The organism is Chromobacterium alticapitis (assembly GCF_002924365.1).
GTDB classification, from domain to species: Bacteria; Pseudomonadota; Gammaproteobacteria; order Burkholderiales; family Chromobacteriaceae; genus Chromobacterium; species Chromobacterium alticapitis.
The window spans coordinates 1-15,591 of record NZ_PQWB01000121.1 but is presented as its reverse complement, the minus strand read 5'-3'; the positions used below and the strand labels follow the sequence as shown (position 1 = coordinate 15,591).

Genomic DNA, 15,591 nt, shown 5'->3' with positions numbered 1-15,591 from the left:
GACGAGCAGGCGCCAATCCCCTGCCGCCGCCCCATCTACCCAACCGACCCGCACGTCTCCCGCGCCAGCCGCTGCAAATCTCCGCGCATGTCCAGCACCAGCCGCCACAGGCTTTCCGCCGCCGGCGACAAGGTGCGGTTGCGGCGGCGGATCAACACGATGCGGCGGCTGGCGCGCGGCCGCAAGGGCAGCGCGCGCAGGCCGCTTCCAGCCGGAAAGGGCATGGCCAGTCCAGGGCTGATGCTGACGCCTATCCCGGCCGCCACCATGCGGAACACCGATTGGGAATGGCCTAGCTGCTGCGCCACCGGGCAGTTGAGGCCATAGCGGCGCAATAGCTGGTCTATCAGCGGCCGGCTGCCGGAGCTGCCGTCCAGCAGCGCCAGCGCCTCTCCATCCAGTTGGCGCCAGTCGGCCTCCTCCTGCGAGGCAAGCGGATGATCCGCGCGGCACACCAGCCAGAAATCATCGACCAACACCGTCTCCTGCTCCAGATCGTCGCAGTCCGCCGACTCCACCACCAAGCCGAAATCGGCCGCGCCGCCGCGCACCGCCTCCACATTGATGCGCTGCACCTGGTCTTGCAGATGCAGGCTCAGCTGCGGGAAACGCTCGCGGCTGGCGGCGATGATGGCCGGCATCAGGCTGGCCGACAGCGTGGGACTGCTGGCCACATGCACCGAGCCCATGGCCTGCCCGCCTTCCTTGCGCGCCGTTTCCAACACCTCGTCCAGCGCATCCAACGCGCGCGCCAGCTTGGGCAATAGACGGGCGCCGGACTCAGTCAGCGCCACTTCGCGCGTGGTGCGGTCCAGTAGACGCAGGGCCAATGTCTCTTCCAGCTCCCTCACCGCGCGGCTGACAGCGGGCTGGGTCAGCCCCAGTTCATCTCCGGCGCGGCTGAAACCGCCCTGCTCGGCGACGCGCCGGAAGACTCGCAATTGGCGCAAGGTCACATTCATATCAATAACTCATTAATTGATCATATAAATGAATTTGTATTCTTAATTACGCCGCGTTTCAATAGCGATATCACGCATAGCCCATGATGGATGTCGATATGCCCAAACTACTGGACTCCTTTACTCTCGCGCTGATCTGCACTGTCGTCCTGGCCAGCCTGCTGCCCTGCTCGGGCGAGGCCGCGCAAATTTTCAACATCGTCACCAATCTGGCGATAGGCCTGCTGTTCTTCCTGCATGGCGCCAAACTGTCGCGCGAAGCCGTGCTGGCCGGCATGGGCCACTGGCGCTTGCACCTGACGGTGCTGGCCTGCACCTTCGCGCTATTTCCGCTATTGGGCCTGCTGCTCAAACCGGTATTGACGCCGCTGGTCACGCCCGAGCTGTATCTGGGCGTGCTGTATCTGTGCATGCTGCCGTCCACCGTCCAGTCCTCCATCGCCTTCACCTCGATGGCGCAAGGCAATGTGCCGGCCGCCATTTGCAGCGCCACCGCCTCCAACCTGCTGGGGATTTTCATCACTCCGCTGCTGGTGGGCTGGCTGGTGGTCAGCCACGGCGGCATGGCGCAGGGCATGGGATCGGCGCTGGACATCGTCTATCAATTGCTGCTGCCCTTCATCGCCGGCCAGATCGCGCGGCGCTGGCTAGGGCATTGGGTGGACAAGCACAAGGCGCTGCTGAAATACGTGGATCAGGGTTCGATCCTGATGGTGGTCTACACCGCCTTCAGCGCCGCGGTGATCAGCGGACTGTGGCGGCAAACGCCGCCCGCCGCGCTGGGCGGGCTGTTGCTGGTCAACGCCATCTTGCTGGGTCTACTGCTGGGCCTCACCACGCTGGCGGGCCGCAAGCTGGGCTTCAATCGCGAGGATCAGATCACCATTCTGTTCTGCGGCTCCAAGAAAAGCCTGGCCAGCGGCGTGCCCATGGCCAAGGTGCTGTTCGCCGGCCACGCCATCGGCGCCATCGTGCTGCCGCTGATGCTGTTCCACCAGATCCAGCTGATGGTGTGCGCGGTGCTGGCGCAGCGTTTCCGCCAGCAGGCGCTGCGCGGCCAACAAGAAAAATCCCCGCTGATTTCGCGGGGATAGTGGAGGAAACGGGGCCGGCTCTATAGCTCGCTGAGCCAGGCCTTTTCCTTCAATTGCTTCAACTCGTCGCGGATGCGGGCGGCTTTCTCGAACTCCAGATTGCGCGCCGCCTCCAGCATGTCTTTCTCCAGGCGCTTGATCTCCTTGGCCAGCGTCTTCTCGTCCATCATCGCCACCGCAGCCTCGTCCACCAGCTTCTTGCGCTCGGCTTCCACGCTGTAGACGCCGTCTATGATGTCCTTGACCTTCTTCTCCACGCCGCGCGGCACGATGCCATGCTCGGCGTTGAACGCCATCTGTTTGGCGCGGCGGCGCTCGGTCTCGTCCATCGCCTTGCGCATGGAATCGGTGATGCGGTCGGCGTAGAGCAGCGCCTTGCCGTTCAGGTTCCGCGCGGCGCGGCCTATGGTCTGGATCAGGCTGCGCTCGGAACGCAGGAAACCTTCCTTGTCCGCGTCCAGGATCGCCACCAGGCTCACTTCCGGGATGTCCAGGCCTTCGCGCAGCAGGTTGATGCCTATCAGCACATCGAACATGCCCAGGCGTAGGTCGCGGATGATCTCCACCCGCTCGACAGTGTCGATATCGCTGTGCAGATAACGCACCTTGATGCCGTGCTCGGTGTAGTAGTCGGCCAGTTGCTCAGACATGCGCTTGGTCAGCGTGGTGACCAGCACCCGCTCGCCGCGCGCCATGCGGTCGCGTATCTCGGACAGCAGATCGTCCACCTGGGTGGCCACCGGGCGGATCTCGATCTGCGGGTCCACCAGGCCGGTCGGCCGCACCACCTGCTCCACCACCTGGCCGGCGTGGTCCTTCTCGTACACTGCCGGCGTCGCCGACACGAACACAGTCTGCGGCATCAGTTGCTCGAACTCGTGGAACTTCAGCGGCCGGTTGTCGGCGGCGGACGGCAAGCGGAAGCCGTACTCCACCAGGTTGGCCTTGCGCGCGGCGTCGCCTTTGTACATCGCGCCCACCTGCGGCACGGTGACGTGGCTCTCGTCGATGAACATCAGCGCGTTCTTGGGCAGGTAGTCGATCAAGGTCGGCGGCGGATCGCCGGGACCGCGGCCGGAGAAATGGCGCGAATAGTTTTCGATGCCCTTGCAGAAGCCCATTTCATACAGCATTTCCAGGTCGAAACGGGTGCGCTGCTCGATGCGCTGCGCCTCCACCAGCTTGCCTTCCTTCTGGTACCACTCGATGCGGCGGCGCAGCTCGTCCTTGATCTGCTCGCAGGCGCGCAGCACGGTGTCGCGCGGCGTCACGTAGTGGCTGGACGGAAACACGGTGAAGCGGCCGACGCGCTGCTTGGTGGTGCCGGTCAGCGGGTCGAACAGGGTCAGCGTTTCCACCTCGTCGTCGAACAGGCTGACGCGCAAGGCGGTGTCGCTGCTTTCCGCCGGGTAGATGTCGATCACGTCGCCGCGCACGCGGAAAGTGCCGCGGCCGAAGTCCATGTCATTGCGGCTGTACTGCATCGTGGTGAGGCGGCTGATGATGTCGCGCTGCGGCGTGGTCTCGCCCTCCTTCAGATGCAGGATCATCTGGTGGTAGTCGGATGGGTCGCCGATGCCGTAGATCGCCGACACCGTCGCCACGATGATGCAGTCGGGACGTTCCAATATCGACTTGGTCGCCGACAAGCGCATCTGCTCGATGTGCTCGTTGATGCTGGAATCTTTCTCGATGAACAGATCGCGGCTGGGAACGTAGGCTTCCGGCTGGTAGTAGTCGTAGTAGGAGACGAAGTATTCCACCGCGTTGTGCGGGAAGAATTCGCGCATCTCGCTGTACAGCTGCGCCGCCAGCGTTTTGTTGTGCGCCATGATGATGGCCGGCCGCCCGGTTTGGGCGATGACGTTGGCCATGGTGTAGGTCTTGCCGGAACCGGTCACCCCCAGCAGGGTCTGGTAGGACAGGCCGTCGGACAACCCCTCCACCAGTTTCTCGATGGCGGACGGCTGATCGCCGGCCGGGGCGAAAGGCTGGTTCAGCTGAAATGGACTGTCGGGAAAAGTCAGCAGCATGGCTTGGGGCGGCAAAGTGGCGAAACCGATGATTTTACGCTTGTCTCTCTCCAATCACACCCCCTTGCGCGCCTCGTCCGCCCATCCCGGCTTTCCGCGCCGCCGGCGCTTTCAGCCGTTCGACGAATATAGCGCGGAAAAATCCTCTGCCAAGCCTTCACAGCCGTGCAACATTGTTTAAAATGCAAACAGGACTCCAATAGCGCGCGCCGGGAAATGACAGATATCTGCTGTCATTTACTTTTAAATGCCGCAAAAATAAAGTCCGTCCTTCATCCCAACACATGCGCGCACACGGAGTGAAGCATGATCAAGAAAATCGCAAGCCTGCTGGTATCGGCGGCCCTGGCCATGCCGGTAATGGCGGCTCCGCCGCAAGGCGTGATGGTAGCCAGCGAAATGGCCGGCTACAGCGCCCCGCGGCTGAATTCCCGCTCGGTGCTGGTCATCAACGGCAGCACCGGCGAAACGCTGTATGAGAAGAATACCCACCAGCGCATGCCCATCGCGTCCATCAGCAAGCTGATGACCGCCATGGTGCTGCTGGATTCCGGCGCGGCGCTGGACGAACAGGTGACGGTCAGCAACGCGGAGATAGACCGCGTCAAACACACCACCTCGCGGCTGGCCGTCGGCACCACGCTCACCCGCAAGGAAATGCTGCTGCTGGCGCTGATGTCGTCGGAAAACCGCGCCGCCGCCACGCTCGCGCGCACCACCCTGCCCGGCGGCACCGCCGCCTTCGTCGAGCGCATGAATCGCAAGGCGCGCAGCCTGGGCATGACTGAAACCATTTTCCATGATCCGACCGGCCTGGACGTGCGCAACACCTCCACCGCCGCCGATCTGGCCAAGATGGTCAAGGCCGCCGACGACTATCCGCTGATCCGCGAATTCACCACCACCGAGCAGCACCAGATCCTCTCGGTGCGCAACCATGTGCTGCAGTACCGCAACAGCAACGCGCTGGTGCGCGAGGGCGATTGGGACATCGCGGTGCAGAAAACCGGCTACATCCAGGAAGCGGGCCGCTGCATGGTGCTGCAGGCCGTGGTCGGCTCGCAGCCCTTGATCATCGTGCTGTTGGACGCCGGCGCCAGCTCGGCCCGCGTGCACGACGCCAAGAACATCAAGACCTGGCTGGAGGCCCATCCGGGGAGCTGGCTGGCGGGTTGAGCCATAGCGTTCACTTTACAACAACGCCGGCTTGCCCGGCTTTTTGCATGTTCCTCCGCCCGGTCGACAAGCCAGCAGCTGCCGCGTCACCCACTGATGCGCGGCATCGTCCGCATGACGAAGGTGGCGGTAGATTTTCAATCGATAAGGCGGAATAGCGAAGGGCGGCGCCAATAGCCGGACGCCTGCTGTTTTCGCCAATAGCCGCGCGGCCCGGCCAGGCAAAGTCATGATCAGCTCGCTGCGGCCTATGATGAAAGGCGCGGCCAGCACCGAGGGCAGCAGCAGGCCTATCTCTCGCGCCAAACCCAGCCGTTCCAACACATGATCCACCACCCCGCGCGGCTCATTCCACGGCGCCACCACTACGTGCCGCTCAGCCAGATAGGCCTCCAGCGACAGCGTGTCGCCTATGCGCGGATGCTGCAAGGACGCCGCAGCGACATATTCATCCTCCAACCAATCGAATTCGTCCACGCCCTCCGGCGTAGAACCGCCCTCCTCCGAATAACCCAGAGCAAAATCTATGCTGCCCGCCAGCAACTCTTCCAATGGCACTTTCTGACCAGTCTGCACCACACGAAACCGCAAGCGCGGCGCTTGAAGGCTCATCCGTTCCAATAATGCGGGCAGCACCGCGAAGGCGGTGTAATCGGTGGCGGCCAACGTAAACAGCCTGTCGCTGCTGCCCGGGTCAAAGTCCAAGCCCTGCCGCAAGCCATCGGCCAACAGCGAAAGCGCCTGCTCCACCACGACAGACAGCCGCCGCGCTCGCTCAGTCGGCCGCATTTCCCGGCCGGTGCGCAGAAACAGTTCATCGCCCACCGATTCGCGCAGCCGCGACAGCGCATGGCTGCAGGCCGATGGGCTGATGGCAAGCGCATCGGCCGCCGACTGGACCGAACGGCTGCGGTACAAGGCATCGAACACGCGCAGCAGGTTGAGATCCAGGCCGCGTAAATTGTCGTGAATTTTATTCATTTCATGCTGAAAATAATGCACTGTATTCATTCTAGCAATCCGCATTAAGATGAGGCCATCACTCGCATACGGAGCTTCTCATGACCGACATCGCCATCACCCCCGCCCGGCCGCAGGACGCGGTCGAAATCCATCGTTTCATTACCGAACTGGCCATTTACGAGCGCGCCGAACATGAGGTGGTGGCCGGCATCGCCGACATCGAAGCCACGCTGTTCAGCCCGCAGGCCAAGGCCCAGGCGCTGATGTGCCATGTCGACGGCCAACTGGCCGGCTTCGCCGTGTATTTCTTCAGCTACTCCACATGGCTGGGCAAGAACGGCCTGTATCTGGAAGATCTGTACGTCACGCCGGAAATGCGCCTTGCCGGCGCCGGCAAGGCCTTATTGAAACACCTGGCGCAACTGGCGCTGGAACACGATTGCGGCCGTTTCGAATGGAGCGTGCTGGACTGGAACCAGCCGGCCATTGATTTCTACCAGTCCCTGGGCGCCAAACCGCAGGCAGAATGGGTGCGCTACCGCCTGGCCGGCGACGACCTGCGCCGCTTTGCCCTAGGCGAAGAAACCGCAAGCGCCTGAGTTCGGCTAGGCGCCGCGGCAGCCATCGCCGTAATCGCTCGCGAAAGAGCGCTCCAGCGCCGCGGGCGAGCGTTTCGGCACAGCGGCGAGCCCCACCGCGGACTATCATCTGTCATGTCATTCACCCACAGGAAAACTGATATGCGCACCGCCTTGATGATCGCCAGCCTGCTCGCCCTGCCGCTGGCTGCCCACGCCGATGGTTTCAAACTGAACAGCGACAGCATGGCCGACGGCAAGCCGCTGAGCCTGCGCCAGGTCTATAAAGGCTTTGGCTGCGAAGGCGGCAACGTCTCGCCGCAGCTGTCCTGGAGCGGCGCTCCGGCCGGCGCCAAGAGCTTCGCCATCACCGCTTACGATCCGGACGCGCCGACCGGCAGCGGCTGGTGGCACTGGACCGTGGTCAATCTGCCGGCCAGCGTCCATTCGCTGTCGGAAGGCGCAGGCAGCGCTGGCGGCCAATTGCCCGCAGGCGCGGTACAAGGCCGCACCGACTTCGGCGAATCGCGCTTCGGCGGCGCCTGCCCGCCGGTGGGCGACAAGCCGCACCGCTACCAATTCACCGTCTGGGCGCTGAAGACGGACAAGCTGCCGCTGGACGCCGACGCCAGCGGCGCGCTGGTGGGTTATATGCTCAACGCCAACGCGCTGGGCAAGGCCAGCCTCACCGCCACTTACGGCCGCTGAGGCATCGATGCCCGCCCCCCGCCATCGCGTCAGCCGCATCGAGGCCGGGGAAATCCGCGCCCGCCTGCCGCAAAGCATCAAGCGGGTGCCCGTGTTCTCGCCGGCGCTGTGCCGCGTCCGCCAGGGCATCAAACGCCTCTGGCTGGGCGAACGGGAAATGTCGGCCGGCCGGCAGCAACTGGTGCTGCTGCCGGCCGGCATCGAGGCGGACATCCTCAACCTTCCCGGACCGGACGGCTATCACGCCGACATCGTTACGCTGCCGCCCGGCTTGCTCGATGACTTCCGCCAGCGCCACGGCCCGCTGCTGCTGTCGCAGCGGCCGGGATTCGAACTATGCCCGCGGTTGGACCCACGCGCGGAAACCGCCTGGAACGCCCTGCTCGGCAGCCTGCTCGACGACAACGCGCCGGAAATGTCAGCTCACCACGCTTTCGGCGTGCTGCTGGCGCTGGCGCTGGCGGGACGGATCGAACCGCTGCTCCGCCCCGCCGCCGGCACCATAACCGAGCGGGTGAGGCACTTGCTGCTGCTCGACCCCGCCGCCAGCTGGAGCGTGGAGATGGCGGCCAAGCGCCTCAATCAGGGCGCGTCCACCCTGCGCCGCCATCTGGCCCAAGAAGACAGCAGCTTTCGCGGCATACTGGAAAACGTGCGCATGGGGCTGGCCTTGCAACAGGTGCAAAACGGCGAACGCGCCATCGCTGACATCGCGGCCAGCAGCGGCTACGCCTCCGCCTCCCGTTTCAGCGCCCGCTTCCGCCAACGCTATGGCCTGACCCCGATGGCGCTGAGGCGCACGCTCTGAACGAGGCCGGCTAGCCTGCTGCGCGTCGCCGCGCTTTGCGGCCAGCTTGGCATCAAGTAGCATGCCTGCATGTCCTCCCGCCCGCTGCCCTCCCTGCTTTCCCTGCGCGCCTTCGAAGCCGCCGCCCGCCGCCTCAGCTTCAGCCTGGCGGCGGACGAGCTGTGCGTGACGCAAAGCGCCGTCAGCCACCACATCCGCAAGCTGGAGCAGGATCTGGGCGCGCCGCTGTTCGAACGCCGGGTGCGAGAGGTGGCGCTGACGCCACGCGGCCAAGATTATTACCGCGGCGTCGCCGCCGCGTTCGCCTTGCTGCAGGAAAGCACCGCCCGCGCCCGGGTCGAGGCCGCCAGCGAGCCGGTGACGCTCAGCCTGCTGCCCGCCTTCGCCGCGCATTGGCTGGCGCCTATGCTGGGCGCGTTCTCCCAGGCGCACCCTGACATCGCGCTGCGGCTGCAGGCGGACACTGCGCTGGCCGATGTCGCCAACGGCGCGGCGGACCTGGCCATACGCTATGGCCGCGGAGGCTGGACCGGCCTCTCCGTCCAGCTGCTGATGAGCGAACAGCTGGCTCCGGTCTGCTCGCCTTCGCTGCGCGCCAGCCTGCCGGCCCACCCACAAGCCAGCGACTTGCTGAAGCTGCCGCTGCTGGCCTCCACCTGGCCCTCGTTCGAATGGGAAGCCTGGGCCAGGCGGCATGGCGCCAACCTGCAAACAGCCCGTCCACAGGCCTTCAGCGACTACAACATCGCGCTGGAAGCCGCGCAATCCAACCAGGGCGTGCTGCTAGGCCGCCGCCATCTGCTTGCCCGCCACCTGTCCTGCGGCGCGCTGGTGATGGCGATGGATTCGCCCTGGCTGGAAACGGACGATATCGGCTGGTGGCTGGTTTCGTCCAAACAGCCGTCCCGCCCCTCGGTGCCGGCATTGCGCGACTGGCTGCGGGAGGCCGCGGCCTCATGGATGAATTCAACTCATCCATAAAGCCAAACAATTGATTGGTCGCCGCCGGACTCTCCCGCTTAGCATCGGGTCTTCTCCATCCCAGATGAAAGCCCCCCATGTCCGCCACCTTGTCCGCGCGCGTTTCCGAACTGAACCTGCTCCTCCCTCCCGCCTCGCCTCCCGCCGCCAACTACGCGCCCAGCCTGGTTCAGGACGGCTTGCTGTATATCTCGGGCCAGATAGGCCGGATTGAGGGCCAGCCGCTGCAAACCGGCCGGCTGGGCGACGAGGTTTCCACCACGCAGGGCATAGAAGCCGCCCGCCAGGCCGCGCTGGGCGTGCTGGCGCAAATCGCCTCCGCCACCGGCGACCGCCTGGACCGCGTGGCTCGCGTCGTCAAACTCACCGTGTTCGTCGCCGCCGCCCCCGGCTTCGATCAGCAAAGCCAGGTCGCCAATGGCGCTTCGGACCTGATGACGGCGGTGTTCGGCGAAGCCGGCCGCCATGTCCGCAGCGCCGTCGGCGTCGCTTCGCTGCCGGCCGGCGCCGCAGTGGAAGTCGAAGCCATCGTCGCCCTGGCGCAAGGCTGACCAGAATGGAGACCGGCATGCAGCCCTTTTCCCCCTCCGTCCTTCATGCCTTGCGCGCCGCCACGCCGGGGCTGGAAAACAGCGCCTATTTCAATTACGCGGCGCAAGCGCCGGTTTCAGCTAAAACGTTGGCCGTCGCGCAACGATTGCAAAACGAGGAAAGCGCGCGCTGGCCTCACCTCGGCGCCCCCATGCGGGAGCAGACCGAAATCGCCAGAACGGCGCTGGCGGCATTATTAAGCGCCGACCGCGATGAAATCGCGCTGACCGGAGGCAACTCGCATGGCTGGGGTCTGGCCTTCGCCGCGATGGGGCCTTGGCGCGCCGGCGACCGCATCCTGGTCGGCCGCCATGAGTGGGGCGGCAATCTGGCCGCGATGGCGCTTTGCGCCGGCCAAGCCGGCGCCCGCATAGAAACCATTCCTTGCGACGCCCAGGGCGCGGTCGACGCCGCCGCGCTGGAAGCCATGCTGGATGCGCGCGTGAAAATGATCGCCTTGACTTGGCTGCCCGCCAACGGCGGCCTGATCAATCCGGCCGCCGCCATCGGCCGCATCGCGCGCCGCCATGGCATTCCCTACTTCATCGATGCGGCCCAGGCCGTTGGCCAGCTGCCGATCGATGTAGAGAAACTAGGCTGCGATGTCCTGAGCGGCGCAGGCCGCAAGGCGCTGCGCGGCCCCAAGGGCACAGGTTTCCTGTATGTCCGCCGCGACTTTCTGCCTCGGCTGTCGCCGGTTTTCGCCGACCGATTGTCGGCCTTGACCGACCAGGACGGCGCTGCCAGCTGGCGCGCCGGCGCGGCGCGCTTCGAAAACGCGGAAGCCTCGCAAGCCTTGCACGGCGGACTGGCCAATGCGGTGGAAGAAGCGCTGGCGCTAGGCCTTGAGAACATCCGCGCGGCAACCGATGCCGCCGCGCAATCGCTGCGCGCTCGACTAGCCGCCATTCCTGGGGTGGCCATGGCGGACCTTGGGCGAGACCATTCCGGCCTCGTGTCTTTCCAGATGGACGGCATCGCCGCCGATGCCGCCGCGCGCCGGCTGGCCGAACGCGGCGTGACCGTCGCCGCCAGCCCTGCCTTCTATACCCCGCTTGACATGCAATCGCGCCGCCTCGACCAACTAATCCGCGCCTCGGTCAGCTACCTGACGCTGGACGAGGAAATCGAACGCCTGGCGAACGCGGTGGAAACCCTGCGCCGCTGAATCAGCCAAAGCGCAGCAAGCAAGACTCGTCCAGGCCCACGCCTATCTCGCCGCCGACGAACAGCGAGTCTTGCCAACGCGCGGCCTCGCGCGCGGACAGGCTCAGCGCCAGTTCGCCGGCCTGGGCCGCCACCTTGAGCCGCGCGCCGTCCGGCAGCCAGGTCAGCTCCACGATGCGCGCCGGCGGTTGGTCGTCGCCCAGCAACAGCGCCTGCGGCGGCGCCACCGCATGCTCCAGCACGTTTTCATAGCCGATGAAGCGCGCCAGCCAGGCATCGGCCGGGGCGGCCAGCAAACGCTGCGGCGTATCGCACTGCAGCAGCCTGCCATCCTTCAGCACCGCCACCCGATCCGCCAGGGCGAAGGCTTCCTCTCGGTCATGGGTGACGATGATGACCGGCGCGCCAGCCTCTCGCAGCAGGCCGCGGAAGACGCGCTGCAGTTGCCGGCGCAGGTCCGCGTCCAGGCTGGAAAACGGCTCGTCCAGCAACAATAGCCGCGGCTGCGTCGCCAGCGCCCGCGCCAGCGCCACCCGTTGCTGCTCGCCGCCGGACAGCGTCCAGACTTTACGCCCGACATGGTCGGCCAGACCCACCCGCGCCAGCATGGCCCGCGCCTGCGCCGCTGCGTCGCGCTTGGGCAAGCCCTGCTCGATCAGGCCGAACATCGCATTGCCCAACACATCCAGATGCGGAAACAAGGCGAAATCCTGGAACATCAGCGCGAAGCCGCGCCGCTCCGGCGGCAGTTTCGCCAGATCCGCGCCGTCAAAGCGCAGCTCGCCGCCATCCGGCCGCTCCAGCCCCGCAATCATCTTCAGCAAGGTGCTCTTGCCGCAGCCGGATGGTCCCAAAAGAGCCAGGGTTTCGCCGGCGGCGACGCTCAAGGAGACGTCGTCCGCCACCACGCGCGCGCCGAAGCGCTTATTCAGGTTTCGCAGCGTCAGCACGACTGTCCTCCCATGAGCCGGCGCCGCCGGCGGTTTCTATGATCCAGAACGCGACGCAGGCCAGCAGCATCAGCAGGCAGGACAGCTGCATCGCCGCGTCGGCATTGACCGCGCCGGGCTTGCCCAGCTTCTGGTAGATCAGCGTGGTCAGCGTCAGCCATTCCGGACGAGACAAAAACAAGGTGACGGCGAACTCGCCCACCGCGGTGGCGGCGGCGAAGGCCAGGCCGCGACGCAAGGCCGGCTGCAACAGTGGCCATTGCACGCGGCAAAACACCCGCCATGGGCTGGCGCCCAGGCTGCGCGCGGCTGCGTGCCAATGCGGCGGCTGACCGTCCAACGCCGTCAGCAGCGCCTTGGCGACGAACGGGTAGGCCAGCAAGGCATAAGCGCCCAGCAACAAGGCCAGCGCGGCACTCCACTGCGGATACAACAGCAAGAGGCCGAAGGCCACGCACACCGGCGAGGCGACGAAAGGCAGGAAAATCAGCGCGCGCATGGCCAGGCTGCGGCCGCAGGCAAAAGCATGGGCCAGGCCCAGCGCGCCGGCCGCCAGCACGGTCAGCCCGGTGAAGCGCGCGCTGTTCCACAAGGCCAGCCGGACGTCGTCATCCCACAAGGCGGACCAGCCGGACGCGGCGGCGAGGCCGCGCCACATGACGGCCAGCAAAGGCAGGCCTGCAAACAGCAGCAACACGGCCAGCGCGGCGGCCAAAGCCATCTTTTCCCTCAGGCTGGCCGCCGGCCTCAAGGGCAGCGGCTCAACCCTGGCAGCCGTCGCCAGCCGCCGCGCCAACCAGGCGTACAGCGCGGCCATGCCGCCGCACACGGCCAACACCACGAGCGCCAGCGCGCCGGCATCGGCCAGGTTCAGCTCGTAAGCCACCAGAGTATAAATTTCCACCTCCAGCGTGGCGTAGCGCTGGCCGCCCAGAATCAGCGCCAAGCCGAAGCCGGAGAAACAATACAGGAAGACCAGGCACAGGCTGGACAAGAGCCAGGGCAGCGCCGCCGGCCACTCCACGCGCCAGAAGGCCCGCCACGGCGTGGCGCCCAGCGTGCGCGCGGCGGCCAGGCGGCTGGCCGGCGTCTGGGCGAAACCGTCGCAGCCGGCGCGCACCACCAGCGGCAGATTGAAGAACAGATTGCCGTACAGCAGCAGCCATGGCGTGTCCTGCAGATTGACGCCAAACAGGCCCTGCGGGCCGAACAATGCCAGCACGCCCATCGCCGCCACCAGGGTGGGCATGACGAAAGGCAGCATCAGCAGGCGCAACAATAGGGAGCGGCCGGGAAAACGGTAGCGCGCCAGCAGCCAGGCCAGCGGCGCGCCCAGCAGCAGGCATAACAAGGCGCTGGCCGCGGCTTGGCCCAGCGACCACAACAAGCGCCAACGCAGATAGGCATCGCTCAACAAGCCAGGGCTGAACTGCAGGCCGCCCTCGGCCAGCAAACGGACCAAGGGCAAGACGGCCAACAGGAATAGAAACAACAGAGGCAAGCCGGCGAGCGCCGGCCTGGATGAAACAAACTGCTTCAAACACATGCTCCAGACAACGGCCAGTCAGCCGTCAATACATCCTCGCAACCGTCTTCGTCGCGGATTTGCCCTACTTTGGCAAAGCCCAGCTGCGCGGCCAGCGCCTGCGACGGCGCATTGTCCGGCGCGATGGACAACACCAGCCGCGACACGCCGCCCTGCTCCGCCGCCCAGCCGGCCATGGCCAGCAGCGCCTCGCGCGCATAGCCCTGGCGGCGGAAGGCCGGGTACACCGCATAGCCCAGCTCCACGTCGCCGTAGCCGTTCAGATACGGATGGCCCGGCACGGTGTGGAAATTGATGTGGCCCACCATGGCCAGGTCGTCGCGGCGCAGCAGCGCGCGCACCGACCATGGCGCATAGGCGGGGTCCTCCGCCATGTCGGCCAGCCGCATCGCCATTAAATCCGTCTCCCGCAGCCAGTCGTCGGCCAGGCGACTGCCCAGGCTTAGCGCGGCGGCGACCACGTCGCCGCGCAGGCAGGCCTGCAAGCACGCCGGCTCCAGATGGCGCAGAATCAGGCGGGGGCTCATTACATCTTCAATCATCACGCAGCTTCCAATCAACAATGCCCGCATCATGACAGAAAACGCTTGAAAACGTCACGCCGCGTCACTGACCGGACTTCAGCACCACCCGCGTCCAGCGGCTGACCCAGCCGCGCTGCTTGGCGGCCAAGGCGGCGTTGTCCGGCGTGTCGTGCGCGGCCGGTTGCTCGGCGTACTTGTACACCGGGTTCAGCTCGATCTTGTCCATGGCCGGATACATCCACATCTGGGTCGGGATGTCCTTCTGCACCGCGTCCGAACGCAGGAAGGCGATGAACTGCTGGGCCAGCTTGGGCTCCTTGCCGCCCTTGACCAGGGCCGCGCCCTCCACCTGGCGGAACACCGCGCCTGGCAGCGGCAGGTTGCCGGTCGGCGCGTCGGCCAGTTTTTCCTTGCTGTAGAACACCTCGGCCGCCGGGCTGGTGGCGTAGCTCACCACGATGGGCCGGCCGCCGCCGTTCTTGGAGAAGTCTGTGTAATAGGCTTCAGTCCAGCCCTTGCTCACCTTGAGGCCGTTGTCGCGCAGCTTGCCCCACAGGGCGAAAGCCTTTTCCTCGCCCAGGGCATGGATGGTGGAGGCTAGGAAAGCCAGGCCCGGGCTGGAAGTGGCCGGGTTTTCCACCACCAGCAGGTTCTTGTAGGCCGGCAGCGTCAAATCATTCAGCGTCTTGGGCAGCGGCAGCTTGTTCTTGGCGAACCAGGCCTTGTCATAGTTCAGCGTCACATAGCCATAGTCGATGGCCGCCATGCCCGGCAGGCTGACCTTGCCGCCCTTGGCCAACTCCGCCGGCAGCGGCGCCAGCGCGCCGGCCTGCTCGGCCTTGCCTATCAGGCTGTTGTCTATGCCGAACACCACGTCGGCGATGGGATTGGATTTGGTCAGTATCAGCTTGTTGACCATCTCGCCGGCGTCGCCGGCCTTGATGATGGATACCTTGGCGCCGGTCTGCTTCTCGAAAGCGGCCAGCAGCGGCTTGTCGATGGCGAAGGAGCTGTGCGCGAGCACGCGCAGCTCGGCGGCGTGAACGGACAGGCCGGACAGGCCCAGGACGGCGACGACAAGCTTGGGGAACAACTTCATGGAATTCTCCGTGCGAAAAAACGACGGAGCAAGCGGGCATGCGGGACGGTTCCCGCGCATCACGCTCCCTCCGCTGGCATGATCCAGATCAGGTTCTCAGGGTGTCTCTCAGCCCGCATGGCGGGCACCCCCGGTGACAGGCGCACAGTATAGCGGAGATTGCGGCAAACAACTTAACACTATGGCCAAACCGCTTAACACCGGCGCGAAAAGCGGCCGCTATGCTGCAAACGCTCGCTGAAAAATCCACCCGGAATGGGGGACCGCATGATCAAGACACTCTTGCTGGCCGCCGCCCTATGCGCCCAGCCTGTCGCCGCCCTGGCCGACATCGGCGTCGATGGCGCGCGCCATCTGCTATTGCGCGCGGGCTTCGGCGCCAATCCGGCGCAGATCGCCGCCTTCGCGCCG

Annotated in this window: 15 protein-coding genes and 1 riboswitch; of the genes, 8 read left to right on the top strand and 7 right to left on the bottom strand. The window is 65.7% G+C overall.

Going from position 1 to position 15,591, the window contains the following annotated elements; translation table 11 throughout:
* Window positions 1-35: 35 nt before the first annotated feature.
* Entirely contained in the window at window positions 36-962 is a 927-nt protein-coding gene (locus C2I19_RS18490) for a LysR family transcriptional regulator (protein WP_103904098.1), read from the bottom strand.
* Between the two features lie 98 nt (window positions 963-1,060).
* Between C2I19_RS18490 and C2I19_RS18485 the strand changes: the two genes are divergently transcribed.
* Window positions 1,061-2,056 carry a bile acid:sodium symporter family protein gene (locus C2I19_RS18485; RefSeq protein ID WP_199181263.1) on the top strand — a complete coding sequence of 332 codons (996 nt, stop codon included), beginning with the start codon at window positions 1,061-1,063 and terminating at the stop codon, window positions 2,054-2,056.
* Window positions 2,057-2,076: 20 nt separating this feature from the next.
* On the opposite strand, the gene uvrB is transcribed toward C2I19_RS18485, so the two are convergent.
* On the bottom strand, window positions 2,077-4,089 hold the full coding sequence (uvrB, locus tag C2I19_RS18480; RefSeq protein ID WP_103904154.1) for an excinuclease ABC subunit UvrB: 2,013 nt from the start codon (window positions 4,087-4,089) through the stop codon (window positions 2,077-2,079).
* 306 nt (window positions 4,090-4,395) lie between these two features.
* On the opposite strand from uvrB, the gene C2I19_RS18475 reads away from it, so the two are divergent.
* The gene (locus C2I19_RS18475) at window positions 4,396-5,265 is read left to right on the top strand and encodes a serine hydrolase (RefSeq protein ID WP_103904097.1); all 870 of its coding nucleotides are present in this window, start codon (window positions 4,396-4,398) and stop codon (window positions 5,263-5,265) included.
* A gap of 15 nt (window positions 5,266-5,280) precedes the next feature.
* Here the strand turns inward: C2I19_RS18475 and C2I19_RS18470 are convergent, their stop codons facing one another.
* Window positions 5,281-6,246 carry a LysR family transcriptional regulator gene (locus C2I19_RS18470; protein WP_103904153.1) on the bottom strand — a complete coding sequence of 322 codons (966 nt, stop codon included), beginning with the start codon at window positions 6,244-6,246 and terminating at the stop codon, window positions 5,281-5,283.
* Between the two features lie 80 nt (window positions 6,247-6,326).
* Between C2I19_RS18470 and C2I19_RS18465 the strand changes: the two genes are divergently transcribed.
* The 6 genes from C2I19_RS18465 to C2I19_RS18440 all read left to right on the top strand — a co-directional run bounded on the left by C2I19_RS18465 (window position 6,327) and on the right by C2I19_RS18440 (window position 11,062).
* Window positions 6,327-6,827, top strand: coding sequence for a GNAT family N-acetyltransferase (locus C2I19_RS18465; RefSeq protein WP_103904096.1), 501 nt, complete (start codon window positions 6,327-6,329; stop codon window positions 6,825-6,827).
* 141 nt (window positions 6,828-6,968) lie between these two features.
* Window positions 6,969-7,514 (top strand): kinase inhibitor, encoded by a 546-nt coding sequence (locus tag C2I19_RS18460; RefSeq protein WP_103904095.1) that lies wholly within the window; start codon window positions 6,969-6,971, stop codon window positions 7,512-7,514.
* A 7-nt stretch (window positions 7,515-7,521) separates the two neighbouring features.
* Window positions 7,522-8,322: a helix-turn-helix transcriptional regulator gene (locus tag C2I19_RS18455; protein ID WP_103904094.1), complete on the top strand. Its 801-nt coding sequence runs from the start codon at window positions 7,522-7,524 to the stop codon at window positions 8,320-8,322.
* Window positions 8,323-8,391: 69 nt separating this feature from the next.
* A complete protein-coding gene (locus tag C2I19_RS22625) occupies window positions 8,392-9,303 on the top strand; it encodes a LysR substrate-binding domain-containing protein (protein WP_103904093.1) in 912 nt (303 codons plus the stop codon).
* A 77-nt stretch (window positions 9,304-9,380) separates the two neighbouring features.
* On the top strand, window positions 9,381-9,854 hold the full coding sequence (locus tag C2I19_RS18445) for a RidA family protein (protein ID WP_103904092.1): 474 nt from the start codon (window positions 9,381-9,383) through the stop codon (window positions 9,852-9,854).
* A 17-nt stretch (window positions 9,855-9,871) separates the two neighbouring features.
* A complete protein-coding gene (locus C2I19_RS18440; protein WP_103904091.1) occupies window positions 9,872-11,062 on the top strand; it encodes an aminotransferase class V-fold PLP-dependent enzyme in 1,191 nt (396 codons plus the stop codon).
* A gap of 1 nt (window position 11,063) precedes the next feature.
* Here C2I19_RS18440 and C2I19_RS18435 read toward each other — a convergent pair whose 3' ends face one another.
* The 4 genes from C2I19_RS18435 to C2I19_RS18420 all read right to left on the bottom strand — a co-directional run bounded on the left by C2I19_RS18435 (window position 11,064) and on the right by C2I19_RS18420 (window position 15,180).
* Window positions 11,064-12,011, bottom strand: coding sequence for an ABC transporter ATP-binding protein (locus C2I19_RS18435; protein ID WP_103904152.1), 948 nt, complete (start codon window positions 12,009-12,011; stop codon window positions 11,064-11,066).
* Entirely contained in the window at window positions 11,986-13,551 is a 1,566-nt protein-coding gene (locus C2I19_RS18430) for an ABC transporter permease (RefSeq protein WP_439647050.1), read from the bottom strand. The genes C2I19_RS18435 and C2I19_RS18430 overlap by 26 nt, the downstream gene beginning before the upstream one ends.
* A complete protein-coding gene (locus tag C2I19_RS18425; protein WP_158253761.1) occupies window positions 13,548-14,099 on the bottom strand; it encodes a GNAT family N-acetyltransferase in 552 nt (183 codons plus the stop codon). Before C2I19_RS18425 ends, C2I19_RS18430 begins: the two co-directional genes overlap by 4 nt.
* A 64-nt stretch (window positions 14,100-14,163) precedes the next feature.
* Complete coding sequence (locus C2I19_RS18420) at window positions 14,164-15,180, bottom strand: thiamine ABC transporter substrate-binding protein (RefSeq protein WP_103904088.1); 1,017 nt, start codon at window positions 15,178-15,180, stop codon at window positions 14,164-14,166.
* A 47-nt stretch (window positions 15,181-15,227) separates the two neighbouring features.
* Window positions 15,228-15,322: riboswitch (TPP riboswitch) on the bottom strand.
* Between the last annotated feature and the right edge of the window lie 269 nt (window positions 15,323-15,591).

Coding starts and splice junctions, on each gene's coding strand:
- C2I19_RS18475 (WP_103904097.1), top strand. CDS start 4,396: ATGATCAAGAAAATCGCAAGCCTGCTGGTATCGGCGGCCCTGGCCATG.
- C2I19_RS18470 (WP_103904153.1), bottom strand. CDS start 6,246: ATGAATAAAATTCACGACAATTTACGCGGCCTGGATCTCAACCTGCTG.
- C2I19_RS18485 (WP_199181263.1), top strand. CDS start 1,061: ATGCCCAAACTACTGGACTCCTTTACTCTCGCGCTGATCTGCACTGTC.
- C2I19_RS22625 (WP_103904093.1), top strand. CDS start 8,392: ATGTCCTCCCGCCCGCTGCCCTCCCTGCTTTCCCTGCGCGCCTTCGAA.
- C2I19_RS18465 (WP_103904096.1), top strand. CDS start 6,327: ATGACCGACATCGCCATCACCCCCGCCCGGCCGCAGGACGCGGTCGAA.
- C2I19_RS18420 (WP_103904088.1), bottom strand. CDS start 15,180: ATGAAGTTGTTCCCCAAGCTTGTCGTCGCCGTCCTGGGCCTGTCCGGC.
- C2I19_RS18425 (WP_158253761.1), bottom strand. CDS start 14,099: ATGATTGAAGATGTAATGAGCCCCCGCCTGATTCTGCGCCATCTGGAG.
- C2I19_RS18460 (WP_103904095.1), top strand. CDS start 6,969: ATGCGCACCGCCTTGATGATCGCCAGCCTGCTCGCCCTGCCGCTGGCT.
- C2I19_RS18490 (WP_103904098.1), bottom strand. CDS start 962: ATGAATGTGACCTTGCGCCAATTGCGAGTCTTCCGGCGCGTCGCCGAG.
- uvrB (WP_103904154.1), bottom strand. CDS start 4,089: ATGCTGCTGACTTTTCCCGACAGTCCATTTCAGCTGAACCAGCCTTTC.
- C2I19_RS18445 (WP_103904092.1), top strand. CDS start 9,381: ATGTCCGCCACCTTGTCCGCGCGCGTTTCCGAACTGAACCTGCTCCTC.
- C2I19_RS18455 (WP_103904094.1), top strand. CDS start 7,522: ATGCCCGCCCCCCGCCATCGCGTCAGCCGCATCGAGGCCGGGGAAATC.
- C2I19_RS18440 (WP_103904091.1), top strand. CDS start 9,872: ATGCAGCCCTTTTCCCCCTCCGTCCTTCATGCCTTGCGCGCCGCCACG.